This is a genomic window from Pseudomonas sp. GW823-FHT02E01 (genome assembly GCF_058797535.1).
Window position 1 is genome coordinate 1 of the sequence record NZ_JBXAJS010000006.1, and the last position, 17,966, is coordinate 17,966.

The window sequence follows — 17,966 nt, forward strand, 5'->3', positions numbered from 1 at the left end:
TATCTGTCGCCAATAGCCATGGAGCAAAAAGCGGCATAAACACCGTAACCGGTGTCCGGGATTACTTGACCAGTTCAAACCGGCTCCCGGCGGATCGCGCGCATCCCGACGTTTTCATACAAGCGCCGCGCACGAAGGTTGTCTTCACGTACCTTCAGGTCCACGAAACCTTCATGCCGCTGCTGGAACACCTTGAACGCCTGCAACAACAGCGCACGCCCCAACCCCCGACCCTGAAACCGCGGGTGCACCACCAGGTTCTTGATATAGGCACTGGTCCAGCACTGGCAAACGCCGACCACTTCCTCGGCATCCAGGGCAATGAAGCACAGGGCCGGGTCATATTCCGGATCGGTTTCGAACTGCCGTTGCCACATGTCCAGCGCGGCTACGCGACCACCGCCGTCGAGATAACCGAACTCCATCAACCGGTGCACGGCGGCGCCCAGTTCGGGGCGGTATTCGCTCAGTTGAAGGCCGGTTGGCCAATCAGGGGGCGGCACGACGACAGAGAGGTCGCGCCGCATCAGCCAGCAGAATTCTTCGGTCAACACTCAATAACCCTGTTCGGCGACAGCCTTGGCCGCGGTGATCAGGCACTGGGTCAATTCCGGCGAAGAAAACTTGGTCAGCACCGCGTTCGCCCCCGCCAGTCGTGCTTTCTCGGCGTTCATCGCACTGTCCAGCGAGGTGTGCAGCAGTACATAAAGATGCGCGAAATCCGGGGTTTCCCGCAGGGTGCGGGTGAAGGCGTAACCGTCCATCTCCGACATCTCGATGTCCGAGACGATCAGGTTGATCTGCTGCGCGGTGCCTTGCAGGTCCAGCAGGCAGTCGATGGCTTCCTTGGCGCTGCGGGCCGTATGGCACTGCAGGCCGAGGTTACGCAGGGTGTGCACCGATTGCTGCAAGGCGACCTGACTGTCATCGACCACCAGGATGCGCGCGTTGCCGAGCAGTTCGGCGTCTTCCATGCTCAGTTCGGTCGGCGCCATTTCGATTTGTGCCGGGGCGATGCCATGGATGACTTTTTCGATGTCCAGCACTTGTACCAGGGTGCCATCGACCGACGTCACGCCAGTGATGTAGGCACGCAAACCACCGGAGCCGAAGGGCGGCGGGCGGATGTCGGTGGTCAGGCAATGGACGATCTTGCTCACGGCCTGTACGTGCAGGCCCTGCTTGGAGCGGCTGACGTCGGTGACGATCAGGCAGCCGCCGTTGGGGTCTTCCAGCGGACGCTCGCCAATGGCACGGCTGAGGTCGATCACCGACAGCGAGGCACCGCGCAGGGTGGCGATGCCTTTGACGTGGGGATGTGACTCCGGCAGCCTGGTCAGCGGCGGGCAGGGAATGATTTCACTGACCTTGAGCAGGTTGATCGCCATCAGCTTGCCGCTGCGCAAGGTAAACAGCAGAAGCGAAAGTGAGTCTGCGCGGGCTTTGGTGGAGGACATATAAACCTTCTCTGGAAAAAGGTGACGGGCAATCCAGGGATCGCCAATGACTTCGATGCCGGGTTATCGACTTGTTTGGGGCAGGCTTTAACAATTGCGGTGAACAGTAAGACGCCATCGCGAGCAAGCTCGCTCCCACATTGGATCGTCGTCGTTCACATATCCTGTGGGAGCGAGCTTGCTCGCGATGGGGTCATCACTTCATGCCGAGCCTTTTGGCCATCCGCCCAAGATTCGCCCGATCCAAGCCTAGCTCACGGGCCGCGCTTGCCCAGTTGTTGTTGTGCCGCTCCAGGCAGGCACCGATCAACTGGCGCTGATAGTTTTCGGTCGCCTCGCGCAAATCACCTGCTACCAACGCCACAGCGGCGATGGCGGGTTGCTCGGCAGCGGTTTCAACGCTGGCGCTGGGCAAGTCGAGGTCGGCTGCGCTCAAGCTGAGAATCTTTGGCCGCTCCTTGCAATTGCCCAGGGCTTTCAAGGCGCTGCGGCCGATCAAATGTTCAAGCTCGCGCACATTGCCGGGCCAGTCGTAGGCCAATAACGCGGCCTGGGCGTCGCTGTTCAGGCGCAGGCTGTTGAGGCCCATGCGCGAGCGGTTCTGCTCCAGGAAGTAACCGCTGAGCAGCAGCACATCGCGGCCGCGATCGCGCAGGGCCGGCACCAGCAGCGGATACACGCTGAGGCGATGGTAGAAGTCGGCGCGGTAACGGCCGCTGCGTACTTCTTCGGCGAGGTCGCGGTTGGTCGCCGCGATCAGGCGCACGTCGACCTGATGTTCCTGGTCCGAACCCAGTCGCTGCAGTTGACCGCTTTGCAGCACCCGCAACAACTTGGCCTGCACGGTCAGCGACAACTCGCCGACTTCATCTAGGAACAGCGTGCCGCCATTGGCCAGTTCGAACTTGCCACGGCGGTCGTTCATCGCCCCAGTGAAGGCGCCGCGAACATGGCCGAACAACTCGCTTTCCACCAGGGTGTCGGGCAGCGCGGCGCAGTTGAGGCTGATGATCGGTTTGTCGGCGCGGGGCGAGGCGGCATGGATGGCTTGGGCCACCAGCTCCTTGCCGACCCCGGTTTCGCCGGTGATCAACACGGTCAGGTCGCTGCCGCCCACCAGGCTGATTTCTTCGACCAGGCGCTTGTGGGCCTTGCTCTGGCCAATCATCTCGCGATTCTGCTGGCCGCTGGCCTGGCGGTAGACCTCGGCGCGCTGATGCTCATCTTCGACCCGGTTGTTCAACCGCTCGATGCGCTCGGCGGCGTTGACCGTAGCGGCCGCGAGGCTGGCGAAGGCTTGCAGGGCATCCAGTTCGATCGGTTCGAAGCGCTCCGGGTCGAGGGCATCGAGGGTCAGCAGGCCCCATGGGCGCTCGTCGATGAACAACGGGCAACCCATGCAGTCGTGGACTTCCAGATGATCATCCAGGCCATCGACCAGGCCGTCATAGGGGTCAGGCAAGTCGCTGTCGGCAGCGAAACGGGTCGGGCCGGGGCCGCTGAGCAGCGCTTCGAAACGCGGGTGCTCGCTGACCTTGAAGCGCCGGCCGAGAGTGTCGGTACTCAAGCCGTCGACGGCCAGCGGCACCAGCCATTCACCATCAAGACGCAGCAGGGCGGCGGCGTCGCACGGGAGCAGGGCGCGCATGGCTTCCAACAGGCGGCGATAACGCTCACCCTCGGGCAGTTCGCGGGACAGGTCGGCGACCAGGGGCAGCAGAGCAGTGAGCAGGGGTTTTGCAGTCATAGTGACTCCGTGTAGTCGGTATGACTATAAACCAGGCAGTGTCTAAATGACTATTCATTTATTAAGTTATTGATTTATAACGATTAAATAGTTGGCATGAAAGCTGATAAGCATAGGGTAGTCCGTTAGCAACCCAAGAAGACCAGGAGTCACCTTATGCTGAGCGCTCAAGACCGTGCCATCGTCAAATCCACCGTGCCGCTGCTCGAAAGCGGTGGTGAGGCGCTGATCACGCACTTCTACCGCATGATGCTCTCCGAATATCCGCAAGTCCGCCCGCTGTTCAACCAGGCCCACCAGGCCAGCGGTGATCAGCCGCGTGCCCTGGCCAACGGCGTATTGATGTATGCGCGCCATATCGACCAGCTCGACCAGTTGGGCGACCTGGTGGCCAAGATCATCAACAAGCACGTGGCCCTGCAGATCCTCCCGGAGCACTATCCGATTGTCGGCAGCTGCCTGCTGCGGGCCATCGCCGAAGTATTGGGCGAAGAGATCGCCACTCCTGAAGTGATCGCGGCCTGGGGCGCGGCCTACGGTCAACTGGCTGACATCCTGATCGGTGCCGAAACCAGCATCTACGACCAGAAGGAACAGGCACCGGGCGGTTGGCGCGGGGCGCGGGAATTCATCGTGGCAGACAAGGTCGAGGAGAGCGCCGAGATCACTTCGTTCTACTTCGAACCCGCGGACAAAGGCCCGATCCTGCTGGCAGAACCCGGCCAGTACATCGGCATGAAACTGATCCTCGACGGTGAAGAGATCCGTCGTAACTACTCGCTGTCGGCGCTGGCAAACAAAGGCCAGTACCGCATCAGCGTCAAACGCGAGGCCGGTGGCCGCGCTTCCAACTTCCTGCACGACCAGTTGCATGTCGGCGCCAGCATCCAGTTGTTCCCGCCATCGGGCGAGTTCGTCCTGACCGCCAGCGACAAGCCACTGGTTCTGATCAGCGGTGGCGTGGGCATCACCCCGACCCTGGCGATGCTCGAAGCGGCGCTGGAAACCCAGCGGCCGGTGCATTTCATCCACTGCGCGCGCAACGGCAGCGTCCATGCCTTCCGCGACTGGATCGATGGCCTGGCTGAGCGTCACCCGCAACTCAAGCGCTTTTACTGCTATTCCGAGGACGACGGCGTGAGCCCGGCGGCGCACAAGATGGGGTTGTTGAGCCAGCAGCAGTTGCATCAATGGCTGCCGCAAGAGCGCGATCTGGATGCCTACTTCCTGGGGCCAAAAGGCTTCATGGTCGCGATCAAACGCCACCTCAAAGCATTGGGTGTGCCGGAGAAGCAAAGCCGTTATGAGTTCTTCGGGCCGGCAGCGGCGCTGGAGTAAGGGGTTGGCGCGGTGGGTCAGTAGGCTCACCGCGTCGCCTTCATCGCGGGCAAACCACGCTCCCACAGGGATTTGTGTCGATCCGGATTGATGTGAACGACATACCCCCCCTGTGGGAGCGTGGCTTGCCCGCGATTGCTTCACCTCGGTCCTGAACTGAAAAAAGTCAGAAAGTTAATCCCTTCTTAACCGCCTTATCGTCTATTCCCCCCGAATCCCCCTCACATGCGCCAGACTCTCAAAGGTCCGGGCCAGCGTGTAGACTGACGGGCAATCGAAATATTGAAGGGAAACGCGATGAGCGATGAATCCATGCGGTTGGGGCGTGAACGGCGCTATCTGGTGTTTTTGGGCATCATTTGCCTGGCGCTGATCGGCGGCGCGCTGTACATGCAAATTGTTCTGGGCGAGGCCCCTTGCCCGTTGTGCATCCTGCAACGTTACGCGTTGCTGCTGATCGCGATCTTTGCCTTCATCGGCGCGGCCATGCGCGGCCGTCGCAGCATCACGGTGTTTGAAACCCTGGTGGTGATTTGTGCAGTGGCAGGTGCAGGCGTTGCCGGGCATCACGTCTATACGCAGTTCTATCCGGCGGTCAGCTGCGGCATCGATGTGCTGCAACCGATTGTCGATGACTTGCCGCTGGCGAAGATCTTCCCGCTGGGTTTCCAGGTCGATGGTTTCTGCTCCACGCCATACCCGCCGATCCTCGGTCTGTCGCTGGCGCAGTGGGCGCTGGTTGCCTTCGTGCTGATCGTGGTGCTGGTGCCGTTGCTGACTTCGCGTAACCGCAAAACCCTGCGCTGAGGTCAACTGCCGCCTCCTATTGTCGGACAAAAAAGCCCCGGTCCTCGAAGAGAGGGCCGGGGTTTTTTTTGTCTGCAGAGCACATTTCAGAGGCCGGGTAAAAAGACTGTGACGGGTGGCAATCAAGGGTGCGACACGTGTGCGACATGTTGTCACAGAGTGAGCGCAGCAGGGCGTTCGAGAAGGCCGGATTGGTACATGGAAACGTAACGAAATTGGCTTGTTTTGCAGGCTTCCGGTTTTTTCCATTACGGGCACGAACAGGCAGTTTTAACAGGCTCTGGCGAATGGCCAGAGCCCCCGTCATATCGGGCCTTGGGCAAGGTCAAGGGCCGAGAAGAGGGACACGATACTGTCTGAACCGTGGGTGGAAGACCTACTTATTTTGGTGTTTTTGTTGAGAATTAATTTCGATAAGATGCGCCACTTTTGCGAAAACGGTTAATGATTGTTGCCGGTTCGGATAAAAATTATTTCGGGATGAGACATGGTTTATGGAACGTTACATATCTACAATCGCCCGCACTGAATTCCCGGCACTGCTCAAATCTTAACCAGGGGTGAGCAGAAACAGGGTGTCGAGAGGTCTGGTGGCTTCATGCGATTCCCAGGTGTCGGAGCCTCCAATTACCCGCACCAAATGGAATTGGTCTGTAACAAGGCCTTTGACCACGTATTCGAATAAGAACTCACCGCAGGCCCGGGATTTGTCGTACAGCGTCTGACGCACGACGGGCATGCCCTTATTCAATCCAAGAAAAATGCCAACCCTTGGCAGGGTGAAGTGTTGGCGATCAAAACCCAACTGCATTGCGCAAGCTGCTTTAGAGGTCGTGAGATGAGTAAAAACAGGTACCCCAGACTACTAGGCTTATTGCCGCTGATCGGCACGTTGTTGCTGTCAGGCTGCAACATGACCTTGCTCAATCCCAAGGGCCAGGTTGGTCTGGACGAGCGAAACCTGATCATCACCGCAACGCTGCTGATGCTGTTGGTCGTCGTTCCGGTCATCATCATGACCTTCCTGTTCGCCTGGAAATACCGCGCGTCCAACACCAACGCTACCTACACCCCGAAATGGAACCACTCCACCAAGATCGAGATCGCGGTGTGGGCTGTTCCAGTGCTGATCATCATTGCCCTGGGTTACGTCACCTACAAGTCGACCCACGCCCTTGACCCGTACAAGCCGCTGGAATCCGATGTCAAGCCTGTGACCATCGAAGTGGTCGCGCTGGACTGGAAGTGGCTGTTCATCTACCCGGAACAAGGCATCGCCACGGTCAACAAGATCGTGTTCCCGGCGCACACCCCGATCAACTTCAAGATCACTTCCGACGCCGTGATGAACTCGTTCTTCATCCCTGCGCTGGGCGGCCAGATCTACGCGATGGCGGGCATGCAGACCAAGCTGCACCTGATCGCCAACGAGAACGCCGAGATGGACGGTATCTCCGCCAACTACAGCGGCGCGGGTTTCACCGGTATGAAATTCAAAGCGATCGCAACTTCCCAGGAAGATTTCGACGCCTGGGTAAGTGAAGTCAAAAAGGCACCTAAGCAGCTTGAACAAGCTGAATACGCAGCCCTTGCCAAGCAAAGCCAGAACAACCCAGTCGAGCTCTACTCCTCGGTGACGCCGAACCTGTTCCAGACCATCGTCGACAAGTACGAAGGCATGAAACCGGGTCCGAAAGTGAAGCACGAGAAAGAAGAGAAAGAAGTGGCCGCTACGCAAGGAATGGACATGAACTCGCATTCAGCTGCCGGGGCAGAGGAGTAAACGATGTTTGGTAAATTAAGTTGGGAAGCAGTCCCGTTCCACGAGCCGATCGTAATGGTGACCATCGCCATGATCGCGCTCGGTGGTCTGGCGCTGTTCGCTGCAATCACCTACTTCAAGAAGTGGACCTACCTGTGGACCGAGTGGCTGACGTCGGTCGACCACAAGAAAATCGGCGTGATGTACATCATCGTCGCCATGGTCATGCTGCTGCGCGGCTTTGCCGACGCCATCATGATGCGTACCCAGCTGGCCATGGCCACCGAGGGTTCGCCTGGCTACCTGCCACCTGAACACTATGACCAGATCTTCACCGCCCACGGTGTGATCATGATCATCTTCATGGCGATGCCATTCTTCACCGGCCTGATGAACCTTGCAGTGCCGCTGCAGATCGGCGCGCGTGACGTTGCCTACCCGTTCCTGAACTCCCTGAGCTTCTGGCTGCTGGTTTCCGGTGTGGTGCTGATCAACCTGTCCCTGGGCGTCGGCGAATTCGCCAAGACCGGCTGGGTTGCCTATCCGCCGCTGTCGGGTCTGCAATACAGCCCTGGCGTGGGGATGGATTACTACATCTGGGCGCTACAGCTATCCGGCCTGGGTACGACGCTGACGGGGGTCAACTTCCTGGCCACCGTGCTGAAAATGCGTACCCCTGGCATGAAGCTGATGGACATGCCGATCTTCACCTGGACCTGCACCTGGGCCAACGTCCTGATCGTGGCTTCGTTCCCGATCCTGACCGCTACCCTGGCTCTGCTGACGCTTGACCGTTACATGGATTTCCACATTTTCACCAATGAACTTGGTGGCAATCCGATGATGTACGTGAACCTGTTCTGGGCATGGGGTCACCCTGAGGTGTACATCCTGATCCTGCCAGCGTTCGGTATCTTCTCCGAAGTCATCTCGACCTTCACCGGCAAGAAACTGTTCGGCCACCACTCGATGGTCTACGCATCGGGCGCGATCTCGATCCTGGGCTTCATGGTTTGGCTGCACCACTTCTTCACCATGGGTTCGGGTGCCAGCGTCAACGCCTTCTTCGGTCTGGCGACGATGCTGATTTCCATCCCGACGGGTGTGAAGCTGTTCAACTGGCTGTTCACCATCTACCAGGGCCGTCTGCGTTTCACCAGCCAGGTTCTGTGGACCCTGGGCTTCATGGTGACCTTCGCCATCGGCGGCATGACCGGCGTACTGCTGGCCATCCCGGGTGCTGACTTCGTTCTGCACAACAGCCTGTTCGTGATCGCGCACTTCCATAACGTGATCATCGGCGGTGCGGTATTCGGTTACATCGCAGGTTTCGCGTTCTACTTCCCTAAAGCGTTCGGCTTCAAGCTGCACGAAGGCTGGGGCAAGGCAGCGTTCTGGTTCTGGATCTCGGGCTTCTTCGTCGCGTTCATGCCGCTCTACGCGCTGGGCTTCATGGGCATGACCCGTCGTCTGAACGCCACCACCAACCCTGAGTGGGTGCCGTACCTGTACGTCGCCATGTTCGGTGCGGTGATGATCGCCGTGGGTATCGCTTGCCAGCTGATCCAGCTGTACGTCAGCGTGCGTGACCGCAACAAGCCGGAAAACATGTGCGAACACGGCGACCCGTGGAATGCCCACACCCTGGAATGGTCGACCTCGTCGCCACCACCGTTCTACAACTTTGCCGTGCTGCCGAAAGCCGACTGCATCGACCCGTTCACCGAAGCCAAGGAAAACGGCACCGCGTACAAGGCTCCGGCCAAGTACCAGCCGATCCACATGCCTAACAACACCGCCACCGGTGTGGTCATGGGCGCGCTGTTGACCGTGTTCGGTTTCGCGATGATCTGGCACATCTGGTGGCTGGCAATCGCTAGCCTGGCCGGCACCGTGATCTACTTCGTGATCCACGCGGCCCGTGATGATCAAGGCTATATGGTGCCGGTCGACGTGATCGAGCGCATCGAAGCCGAGCAGCACAAGCGCCTGGTAGCGGCAGGGAAAATCCCGGCCACCGCCACCCGTGTTGAAACCTCGTTGGAACAGGCTTAAACCATGTCGAATTTAGTGACCAATGTTGGACACGCCCATGGTGACCATGGGCACGATGACCACCACGACTCGGGCGAGATGACCGTATACGGTTTCTGGCTCTACCTGATGACCGACTGCATTCTGTTTGCGTCGATCTTCGCGGTGTACGCGGTACTGGTTAACAACGTAGCGGGTGGTCCGTCGGGCCACGACATCTTCGAACTGCCATACGTGCTGGGCGAAACCGCTCTGCTGTTGTTCAGTTCGATCACCTACGGCTTCGCCATGCTGGCGTTCTACCGGGGCAACAAGAAGCAGGTCCTGGGCTGGTTGGCCATGACCTTCCTGTTCGGCCTGGGCTTCATCGGCATGGAGATCAACGAGTTCCACATCTTGATCTCCGAAGGCTACGGCCCTAGCCGTTCCGGCTTCCTGTCCGGGTTCTTCACCCTGGTCGGTACCCACGGTCTGCACGTGACCAGCGGTCTGATCTGGATGGCGATCATGATGTATCAGGTCAACAAGCATGGCCTGACCTCGACCAACAAGACCCGTCTGAGTTGCCTGAGCCTGTTCTGGCACTTCCTGGACGTCGTCTGGATCTGCGTATTCACCGTTGTTTATCTGATGGGGACTATGTAAATGGCTAACCCAGCTCATTCCCACCATGGCCACGACGACGCCGGTCACGGCAGCTACAAGTCGTACGTCATCGGCTTCATCCTGTCGGTGATCCTGACCGCCATTCCATTCGGTCTGGTGATGTACCCGACACTGCCGAAGTCGATCACCCTGTTGATCGTCCTGGCGTTCGCGATCGTCCAGGTGCTGGTGCACCTGGTGTACTTCCTGCACCTGGACCGTTCGGCCGCGCAGCGAAACAACGTGATTGCGTTTGTCTTCGCCGCGATCGTGATTGTCCTGCTGGTTGGCCTGTCGCTGTGGATCATGTTCAGCATCCACACGTTCATGATGGCGAAGTGAGGTAAGTCCGCATGTCCCTCAAGCACTTTATCCAAATCACCAAACCGGGGATCATTTTCGGTAACGTGCTTTCTGTGGCAGGCGGATTTTTCCTGGCCTCCAAAGGGCATGTCGATCTGGCCATCTTCCTGGCCGCCATGATCGGCACGTCCCTGGTGGTTGCCTCCGGTTGCGTGTTCAACAACTGCATCGACCGCGACATCGACCTGAAGATGGAACGCACCAAGAACCGGGTGCTGGTCCAGGGCTTGATCTCCCTGAAACTGGCCCTGATCTACGCGACCGTCCTGGGTGTCGCCGGCGTTGCGCTGTTGTACAAGGTGGCCAACCCGTTGGCCGCACTGTTCGCAGTCATCGGCTTCGTGATCTACGTCGGCTTCTACAGCCTGTACCTCAAGCGCAAGTCGGTTCACGGCACGCTGGTGGGCAGTCTGTCGGGCGCCATGCCGCCGGTGATTGGCTACGTCGCAGTCAGCAACACCTTCGACATGGCCGCGCTGACCCTGCTGGTGATGTTCAGCCTGTGGCAGATGCCGCATTCCTACGCCATCGCGATCTTCCGCTTCAACGATTACCTGGCCGCATCGATTCCGGTGCTGCCGGTGAAGCGCGGCATCCAGGTGGCCAAGAAGCACATCCTGCTCTACATCCTGGCGTTCCTCGTGGCGACCTTGATGCTGACCTTCAGCGGCTACGCCGGCATGAGCTACCTCGCCGTCGCCGCCGCCATGGGCATGTACTGGCTGTACATGGCCTGGACCGGCTACAAGGCAGTGGATGACACGGTCTGGGCACGCAAGCTGTTCGTGTTCTCGATCTTCACCATTACCGCGTTGAGCGTGATGATGTCCCTGGACTTCAAAGTGCCGGCGGAGTTGTTGCTGACGTACGCGCCTTAAGGTTTAGATGCTGTAACGAAAAGCCCCGCCTTCGAGAGAAGAGCGGGGCTTTTTGTTGGGGTAAGTCGCAAGGGCTGCTCGTCAGAAAGATGTTTCGATGGTTGCCTGGCTATAGGCAACTTGCTTATAGTTGGCTAATGCGAACCGTGTTCTTCGAAACCACATCTTTCACTGCTACCGTTGGTAATTATCTGACGGACGATGAGTATCGTGCGTTGCAGTCCCACATGCAGTTGAACCCGCAAGCGGGAGATGTCATGCCTCGAACAGGCGGTTTCCGAAAGCTGCGTTGGGCAGATGGACGCCGCGGTAAAGGTAGGCGAGGTGGCTTGCGGCTTATCTATTATTGGCTTATGAATGATGGTCAGTTCTGGATGTTTGCAATTTATGACAAAGATGAGCTTGAGAATTTGACCGCCGACCAAGAGAAGGTGCTCAAGAAAGCCATAGAGATAGAGTTGAAAAAACGAGGTACCCCATGAAAAAACGCGACCTGTTTGCAGAGTTGATGCAGGGCGTTGATGAGATGGCGGCTCAACGCGAAGGCAAGATTACATTGCGCAATACGGTTGTGGAGGACATCCCTGCACCAGAGGTGGGGGCGCAAGAAATCGTTGCGCTACGGGAAAAGCTACACATGTCCCAGGCTGTTTTCGCCAAGCGAATTCGAACCAGTCCCAGCACCCTGAGAAACTGGGAGCAGGAAAAGTCGAAGCCCAATGCTCAGGCCGCCTTGCTGATCAGGTTGGTTGAGAAGTTTCCGGATATGGTTGATCGACTGGCAGTCGTCTGATCACATCGTCGAATATCTGAAAAGCCCCGCGTTTCAAACGAAACGCGGGGCTTTTTTCATTCACGCACGGTTGTTACACGGTGCGTCGAGCACCTTCACCACGTCGTCGATGATTGCCTTGCTCATGTCCTGCAAAAAGTGCGAGGCCCAGGCGTGCCGGTCGGAGTCGCGAACCATGGCGGCATCTGAGGCGAGCAGTTTTGCGAGGTGAAGCAGGTCGGAGGCGTGGTAGAGGGCTTCGATCACCGGGACACCGGCGTTGATGCGGAACAGGGGTTCGTTGGCGTGGTAGGAGAAGGGGGTGAGGCCGATGGTTTTGAGGTCTTGGGGGTTGGTCATTTGGCGTCACCTCTTGTTGGTTGGGAGGTGGAGGGCCATGACTGGTGTAACAGACGGGTCAATAGCGTTCATGAGTAAAACTCCCGTATCAAATTGAGAGCTACCACGTTCGTTCTCAGGCGAATGGGTGGCAGCTATGCGCGGGCTGAGAAACCGGAGATACAGGAATCCGGCAGACCCGCAGGTCTCCCACGCACAGCCGCCATTGCACGACTGTACTGGCATAAAAAAAGCGCCGGCAATCGTGATTGGTGGCGCTTGTGCGCCCGTATCTTACTCGGATTCTCAGGCCCGGTCGCTGAATTGGCAGCGACCGGGCGAAGTTAGCCGGCAAGGATGAGGTCGGCAATCGTAGCGATCTGGTGGCCGGGGATCCCATTGGACACCGCAATCCCTGTGGGGGCGGGCTAGCTCGCGAAGGCGGTGTGTCAGGCAATATTGATGCTGGATGTGACGGCCTCTTCGCGAGCAAGCCCGCTCCCACATTGGACTAGCGTCATCGCTGATATCGAGCATGACGCGGGCCCCTGTGGGAGCGAGCTTGCTCGCGATGGCGGCGTGTCAGGCAACATCAATTTTGAATGTGACGGCCTCATCGCGAGCAAGCTCGCTCCCACAAGATCGGTGGTCGTCGGTTACTTGCTTTGCTTATCAAGCAACCGGAAAAACCGCTCGCGCACTTGCAAGCTATCGCTGTGCGCCACATTGAAGCGCAGGAACTGGCTGGCATCCGGCCCTTTGCTCAGCAAGGTGCCCGGCGCCAATACCATATTGTTCTCCAGCCCTTGGCGAGCCAGGTTTTCGGCATGCAGGCCGTCCGGCAACCGCGCCCATATAAACACCCCTTCCCCGGGAAGCGAGGAAAGCGAACACCCGGCCTCCGCCAACCAACTGGCCACACGACTGTTCGATTCATAGAGCCGATCCACCGTGCGCCGCGCATGCTTGGCATAGCTGCCGTCGCTGAGCATGGTGCAGGTGATCTGCTCCGCCAGTTCCGAGGTCACGCCACCACAGGCCATTTTCAACGCGACCATCCGCGCCGCCAATTGTGGCGAGAGCACGGTGTAGCTGACCCGGCTGTTGGCGGTCAGGGTCTTGGAGAAGCCGGAGACATAACTCACGTTGTCCAGCCCGCTGGCGGCCAGGCGCGGGGTGCGGCGTTGCTGGATGTCGCAGTACAGGTCGTCTTCGACGATGTGGAAGCCATGGCGGTGGCTCAGTTCCAGCAAGCGGTAAACCTGGGCCGGGGTGAACGAGTGGCCGGTGGGGTTATGCAGCGTGCTGTTGGTCATGTACAGCACGGGTTTGTGGGCGATCAGAAGTTGCTCGAACGCGTCGAGGTCCATGCCGTCGCAATCCCGGGCGATGGTGATGACTTTGGCCCCGTGCAGCGCCAGGTTGGCGTGCATGTTGAAGTAGCAGGGGTCGTCGAGCAGTACGGTGTCGCCGGGTTTGACCAGCAGGCGCATCAGCAGGTCGATGGCCTGCATGGTGTTGGCGGTGGTAATGATCTGGTCCACCGGCGCTTCGATGCCGAAGGTCGCCAGTTTCACCCGCAGGGCCTGGCGCAACGGCAAGTAACCGCCGGCCACGCCGTACTCGCCCATGCGCAACGACGTTGCTCGCAGGGTACTGCGCACGGCTTTCTGCAATTCTTCGGCGGGTAGCCACGAGGTCGGCAGAAAACCGCAGCCGGGGCGCAGCGCGCCGTTGTCCAGCAGCAAGGCGCGACGAATCACACTGAGGGTGTCCTGGGGTTGCAGGTCCGGGCCGGTGCCGCTTTTCAGCGCCGCTTCGGAGCGATGCACGTAATGCCCGGAGCCCTGGCGCGACACCACCAACCCCTTGGCCCGCATGCGGTCCAGGGCATCGACCACCGTGGACTTGCCCACGTTCATCAAGTCGGAGAGTTCGCGAATCGGCGGCAGCTTGGCGCCGTGGGGCAGGCCCCCGGTGCTGATGGCATGCGTCAGCTGATCGACGATCTGCTGCACCAGCGGCGCACCGGGCTGGAATTCAATGGCGGCAATGACTGCACGTTGAACCTGCATTTTACTGGTCTCTCCGGCAGTAAAGTTCGTTGGATTCTATACGAACTTGCCCTGATCAGGACACGCCTCTCTCTCTACCATGCCCTTACAGACTTTTCTGAATGTCAGCCTTTGTCGGCGGGCGTTCACCCGGTTCCTGAGGTGCTGCATGAGTGTCGAAACAACGGTCGCGGTGGCTAAACCGGTCATTAACCTGCGGTTATTCACGATCCGGATCATCACCGCCGTCTCGCTGTTCGCGGTACTGGGCAAGGCCAACGTCTGGCTCGACACGGCAACCAACAGCATCCTGGCCCTTGGATATCGCGCCTTGTTGCTGCTGTTGCCCCTGACTTTACTGGTACTTGGTCGTCGTTCCCTGAGCGTCACGCTGCTGTGTGCCGGCCTTGGCCTGGTGCTGCTGGCGCTGACCAGCAATCAAGGCATGGTGATGTTTGCTGCCGCGTTGTTTGCCTACGGCATTGCCATTGCCGGTTACCTGATCAAGAGCGAAGCGGCCCAGACCAAGGAAGGCGCGGCCTACAACCGCGTCGCCATGAACTTGGGCAGCCTGGTGGCCGGTTTGATCCTGCTGTCGCCGCTTCTCACGCCGACGATGTTTTTCCTCGGTGCGGCGGCGTTCGTGTTGCTGTGCCTGCCGATCGCCCTCGGCGCGACATTCACCACCGAGCCGGTGGTAGCCCGCCCGGCCACTCAGGTCGGCAGCAACTGGGGCAACAAACTGCCCTGGGTGATCGCCGGGATCATCATGGGCATCAAGCTGTTCGGGGTGTTCTCGATCCTGCCACAGGCAATCCTGCTCAAGACCGGCGAGTTGCCGGCCTGGTACGGCTTGATGCTGATCCTCAACAGCGCCGTGGTGGTCTTCGCCCAAGTGCCGGTGATGAAGCTGATCGAGCGCACCGGGCGCTACAAGGTCGTGGCGGTGATCGGGATCATCGTCGGCGGTTTTGCGGTGCTGTCTTCGCCTGCCGCGTTCCACGTCGAAACCCTCGCCGGGGCGCTGGTCTGGGTGGCACTGCTGTCCATTGCCGAATGCGCCTTCAGCTACCTCGATTACTTCTCCGTCAAACAGAACAACATGTTCGTCAAGGAAGTGTCCCTGGGCGTCGGGGCCGGGCTGACCGTGTTGATCATGCGGGTGGTGCCGGCGCCGTACAACGCGCTGGTGCTGGCCGCCATCGGTGCCGCAGGGATCCTGGCCTGGTACTGGCTCAACCGTAAATCCAATGCGTCGTTGCATGACTGAGTCATTGCCGTTGCGGTTTTCACTTTGCAGGTCAGGGGCATTATGAATACGACTTCATGTGTAGTAGTGGTCGGTTACAACGGCAATCGGGTGCACGACATCCAGAAACTGCGCGAGCTGTGCAAGTCGCTCTACAACGCCAGGCTCATCCTGCTGGTCGAGAAAATCCAGCCCCATGACGACCAGGTGGCCGATCACGTCTGCAGCACTTCGCTGGCGGAAGAAGATGTGGCGGCGTCCCTTGAACTGGTGGTGGGGTGCCTGAATGCCGACAGCTGGAAGCTGATCGGCATACTGCCGTTCTCCGATCGCGGCGTGCTGCTCGGTGCAGCGCTGGCCACTCACTTCGGCCTGCCGGGCATCACCCCGGAAGAAGCGCGGGCGGGCCTGGACAAGCAGATCTTCCGTCGGCTCGAAGCGGCGGCCAGCACCTCCCCCGGAGATTACCGGCCGGTGTTTTCCGCGCGGGTCGAAAACCTGTCGGAACTGCGCCAGCGCGTCGTCGAACTGGGCGGCAAGGCCTTCATCAAACCGGCCTGCGAAGGTGCGAGCCGGGGCTGTCGCGTCATCCATCACCCGTCGGAATGCGATGACGCCTGGCTGGCCCTGAAGCCTTACCGCGACGGCGGCATCGTCCTTGAAGCGCTGGTGCAGAACGCCCGTGAATACAGCTGGGACTGTGTGGCCGGCAGCACCTGGGTGACGGAAAAAACCACCACCGAAGGCGCCTACCGCGCCGAGATCCAGCAAGTGGTGCCTGCGCCGTTGTCGGTGGACGTGCAGGCGCGGCTGATGGCGGCTGGCCGGCACATGTCGGCGCTGGTCTCCCAGGACAACGGTGCCTGGCACAACGAAGTGTTCCTGCGCAGCGACAACCTGACCTCGGCCGTGGAAACCAACATGCGCCCCGGCGGCATGCACATCTGGGACCTGGCCAAACGCGCCTTCGTCAATTTCGATCCGTGGGAACGCTGGGTGCGCTGGGCGGTGGAAGGCAAGACCGAACAGCATGAGCCAGTGGCCCGCGGCTACTGCGGCATTCGCCTGCTGCGGGCGCCGGCCGGCGGCATCCTGCGGGCAACGCCCGACATCGCCACCGTGGCCCGTTCGCTGCGCATTGAACTGGTGGAAGGCCAGTACGCCAAGCGCATCGGTGACTCGGTCAGCGCGCAGGTCAAGGACAACTTCTCATTCATCGGCCACATCGTGTTGTTCAACGAACACTACGGGCAACTGAGCAACGACCTGTTGCGTCTGGCCGAGGTGATTGAGTCACGCATCGAGGTGACTTGCCTGGCACCGGTCACTCGCGCCGTGTGTTGAGCCAGCAAGCACCCGTTTTTTGCATTACTGATCAAGAGGGTTCGATCAATGATCCAGCACATGACCTGCGATGAACGCTTTATCGCCCTGGCCAAAGAGTTTGGTTATGACATTTACGGCGAAAACACCGCAGGCGGGCATTACGCGCCGCTGATCCGTCATCACGATGAGCTGTACATCAGCGGCCTGGTGCCGCGCATGAACGGCAAGATCCATTACCCCGGCCGCGTCGGACTGGATCTCACCATGGCTGATGCGCAGGCGGCCGCCAGCATCAGTGCGATGCGTGGGCTGGCGTTGATCGTTGATGCCATTGGTTCGCTGGACAAGATCAAGTCACTGATCCGGGTAACGGTGTATGTGAAGTCCACGGCGGACTTTGTCGATTTGAGCGAAGTGGCCAACGGCGCCTCGGATGTGTTCAGCCATGTACTGGGCGATGCCGGCAAACATACGCGCACCACAGTAGGTGTTTATCAGTTACCCAAGAATGCCGCGATAGAAGTGGACATGATTGCCGCCTTGCGCCCATCGGTTTTATAAGTTATTTCCAGACTTTACAGCGCTGAGCCGTTAACTTAAGGTTTAGCGCTAAAGTATGGGAAATAATAAGAAAGGACGTGCGAATGGATAACTTTCAAGGTGCGTTTTTTTCATATAAGGACTTTCGTCTGAGCCTGCACCATCGAACGCCAAGTCCCAAGGTATGGAAAGGCACTGAACTGACGGATATGCGCCAGACCCTTGAAGCCAGCGACGTTGATATTGTCGCGTTGGCTCATGAAAAGAGCATTGAAGGCTGTGAAGTGACGCCTGGCATGGCGATCGCCATGCAATGGCTCAACCCCGGTGTGACGCTCAACGGTCATGCCCATTCCTGGTGGCATCTGTTTGTCATCCAGTGCGGCAGCGGCGTGTTGACCCTAGGCGATGCCGACGGGGTCAACGTCAGCAACGGCGATGTGCTACTGGTACCGGCGTGGACCAGACACGGCTTCGTCAACACCAGTAAACACGAGCCTTTGGCGATGCTGAACATGAGCAATATGCCGCAAATGGCACTGCTTTCGAACTTTGCCGACAGCCATGGCCTGATCACCACCCAGCCGTAATTTCCCAGCGCATCAGCCAAGGGAGCCAACCATCGTTGGCTCCCTTTTTTGTTTTTCAGACCTGC

The 17,966-nt window shown here is 59.2% G+C and carries 19 protein-coding genes; 13 read left to right on the forward strand and 6 right to left on the reverse strand.

Annotated features, from left to right (window positions below; genetic code table 11):
* Positions 1-74 precede the first annotated feature (74 nt).
* The 3 genes from AC1RDQ_RS15620 to norR all read right to left on the reverse strand — a co-directional run bounded on the left by AC1RDQ_RS15620 (position 75) and on the right by norR (position 3,204).
* A complete protein-coding gene (locus tag AC1RDQ_RS15620) occupies positions 75-527 on the reverse strand; it encodes a GNAT family N-acetyltransferase (protein ID WP_492587806.1) in 453 nt (150 codons plus the stop codon).
* A gap of 27 nt (positions 528-554) precedes the next feature.
* Positions 555-1,457, reverse strand: a complete 903-nt coding sequence (locus AC1RDQ_RS15625) for a chemotaxis protein CheV (RefSeq protein ID WP_007970363.1) — start codon at positions 1,455-1,457, stop codon at positions 555-557.
* Positions 1,458-1,653: 196 nt separating this feature from the next.
* On the reverse strand, positions 1,654-3,204 hold the full coding sequence (gene norR / locus AC1RDQ_RS15630; RefSeq protein WP_150815167.1) for a nitric oxide reductase transcriptional regulator NorR: 1,551 nt from the start codon (positions 3,202-3,204) through the stop codon (positions 1,654-1,656).
* Between the two features lie 156 nt (positions 3,205-3,360).
* Here norR and hmpA point away from each other — a divergent pair, with 156 nt between their 5' ends.
* Together hmpA and AC1RDQ_RS15640 are read left to right on the forward strand one after the other, a co-directional pair.
* Entirely contained in the window at positions 3,361-4,542 is a 1,182-nt protein-coding gene (gene hmpA / locus AC1RDQ_RS15635; RefSeq protein ID WP_057716362.1) for an NO-inducible flavohemoprotein, read from the forward strand.
* Positions 4,543-4,839: 297 nt separating this feature from the next.
* Entirely contained in the window at positions 4,840-5,349 is a 510-nt protein-coding gene (locus AC1RDQ_RS15640; RefSeq protein WP_057716361.1) for a disulfide bond formation protein B, read from the forward strand.
* A 550-nt stretch (positions 5,350-5,899) separates the two neighbouring features.
* On the opposite strand, the gene AC1RDQ_RS15645 is transcribed toward AC1RDQ_RS15640, so the two are convergent.
* Positions 5,900-6,160, reverse strand: a complete 261-nt coding sequence (locus tag AC1RDQ_RS15645; RefSeq protein ID WP_057716360.1) for a hypothetical protein — start codon at positions 6,158-6,160, stop codon at positions 5,900-5,902.
* A gap of 27 nt (positions 6,161-6,187) precedes the next feature.
* Between AC1RDQ_RS15645 and cyoA the strand changes: the two genes are divergently transcribed.
* From cyoA to AC1RDQ_RS15680, 7 genes are all read left to right on the forward strand, one after another.
* The gene (gene cyoA, locus AC1RDQ_RS15650; protein ID WP_057716359.1) at positions 6,188-7,132 is read left to right on the forward strand and encodes a ubiquinol oxidase subunit II; all 945 of its coding nucleotides are present in this window, start codon (positions 6,188-6,190) and stop codon (positions 7,130-7,132) included.
* 3 nt (positions 7,133-7,135) lie between these two features.
* Positions 7,136-9,166 (forward strand): cytochrome o ubiquinol oxidase subunit I, encoded by a 2,031-nt coding sequence (gene cyoB / locus AC1RDQ_RS15655; RefSeq protein ID WP_015093557.1) that lies wholly within the window; start codon positions 7,136-7,138, stop codon positions 9,164-9,166.
* Positions 9,167-9,169: 3 nt separating this feature from the next.
* Positions 9,170-9,790 carry a cytochrome o ubiquinol oxidase subunit III gene (locus AC1RDQ_RS15660; protein ID WP_030128695.1) on the forward strand — a complete coding sequence of 207 codons (621 nt, stop codon included), beginning with the start codon at positions 9,170-9,172 and terminating at the stop codon, positions 9,788-9,790.
* Positions 9,791-10,132, forward strand: a complete 342-nt coding sequence (gene cyoD / locus AC1RDQ_RS15665) for a cytochrome o ubiquinol oxidase subunit IV (RefSeq protein WP_090453161.1) — start codon at positions 9,791-9,793, stop codon at positions 10,130-10,132.
* An 11-nt stretch (positions 10,133-10,143) separates the two neighbouring features.
* Complete coding sequence (gene cyoE / locus AC1RDQ_RS15670) at positions 10,144-11,031, forward strand: heme o synthase (RefSeq protein ID WP_057716357.1); 888 nt, start codon at positions 10,144-10,146, stop codon at positions 11,029-11,031.
* Positions 11,032-11,168: 137 nt separating this feature from the next.
* A complete protein-coding gene (locus tag AC1RDQ_RS15675; protein ID WP_349733652.1) occupies positions 11,169-11,513 on the forward strand; it encodes a toxin in 345 nt (114 codons plus the stop codon).
* A complete protein-coding gene (locus tag AC1RDQ_RS15680; protein ID WP_007970375.1) occupies positions 11,510-11,824 on the forward strand; it encodes a helix-turn-helix domain-containing protein in 315 nt (104 codons plus the stop codon). Before AC1RDQ_RS15675 ends, AC1RDQ_RS15680 begins: the two co-directional genes overlap by 4 nt.
* 60 nt (positions 11,825-11,884) lie before the next feature.
* On the opposite strand, the gene AC1RDQ_RS15685 is transcribed toward AC1RDQ_RS15680, so the two are convergent.
* Positions 11,885-12,163 carry a DUF3077 domain-containing protein gene (locus tag AC1RDQ_RS15685; RefSeq protein ID WP_015093561.1) on the reverse strand — a complete coding sequence of 93 codons (279 nt, stop codon included), beginning with the start codon at positions 12,161-12,163 and terminating at the stop codon, positions 11,885-11,887.
* 635 nt (positions 12,164-12,798) lie between these two features.
* Positions 12,799-14,217: an aminotransferase-like domain-containing protein gene (locus AC1RDQ_RS15690; protein WP_057716354.1), complete on the reverse strand. Its 1,419-nt coding sequence runs from the start codon at positions 14,215-14,217 to the stop codon at positions 12,799-12,801.
* Positions 14,218-14,365: 148 nt separating this feature from the next.
* On the opposite strand from AC1RDQ_RS15690, the gene AC1RDQ_RS15695 reads away from it, so the two are divergent.
* The 4 genes from AC1RDQ_RS15695 (at position 14,366) to AC1RDQ_RS15710 (ending at position 17,901) form a co-directional block, all read left to right on the forward strand.
* Positions 14,366-15,466, forward strand: a complete 1,101-nt coding sequence (locus tag AC1RDQ_RS15695; protein ID WP_090453168.1) for an MFS transporter — start codon at positions 14,366-14,368, stop codon at positions 15,464-15,466.
* A 42-nt stretch (positions 15,467-15,508) separates the two neighbouring features.
* Positions 15,509-16,789: an ATP-grasp domain-containing protein gene (locus tag AC1RDQ_RS15700; protein ID WP_492587667.1), complete on the forward strand. Its 1,281-nt coding sequence runs from the start codon at positions 15,509-15,511 to the stop codon at positions 16,787-16,789.
* Between the two features lie 48 nt (positions 16,790-16,837).
* Positions 16,838-17,332 (forward strand): RidA family protein, encoded by a 495-nt coding sequence (locus AC1RDQ_RS15705; protein ID WP_008018868.1) that lies wholly within the window; start codon positions 16,838-16,840, stop codon positions 17,330-17,332.
* A gap of 83 nt (positions 17,333-17,415) precedes the next feature.
* A complete protein-coding gene (locus AC1RDQ_RS15710; RefSeq protein ID WP_492587669.1) occupies positions 17,416-17,901 on the forward strand; it encodes a cupin domain-containing protein in 486 nt (161 codons plus the stop codon).
* Positions 17,902-17,966 lie beyond the last annotated feature (65 nt).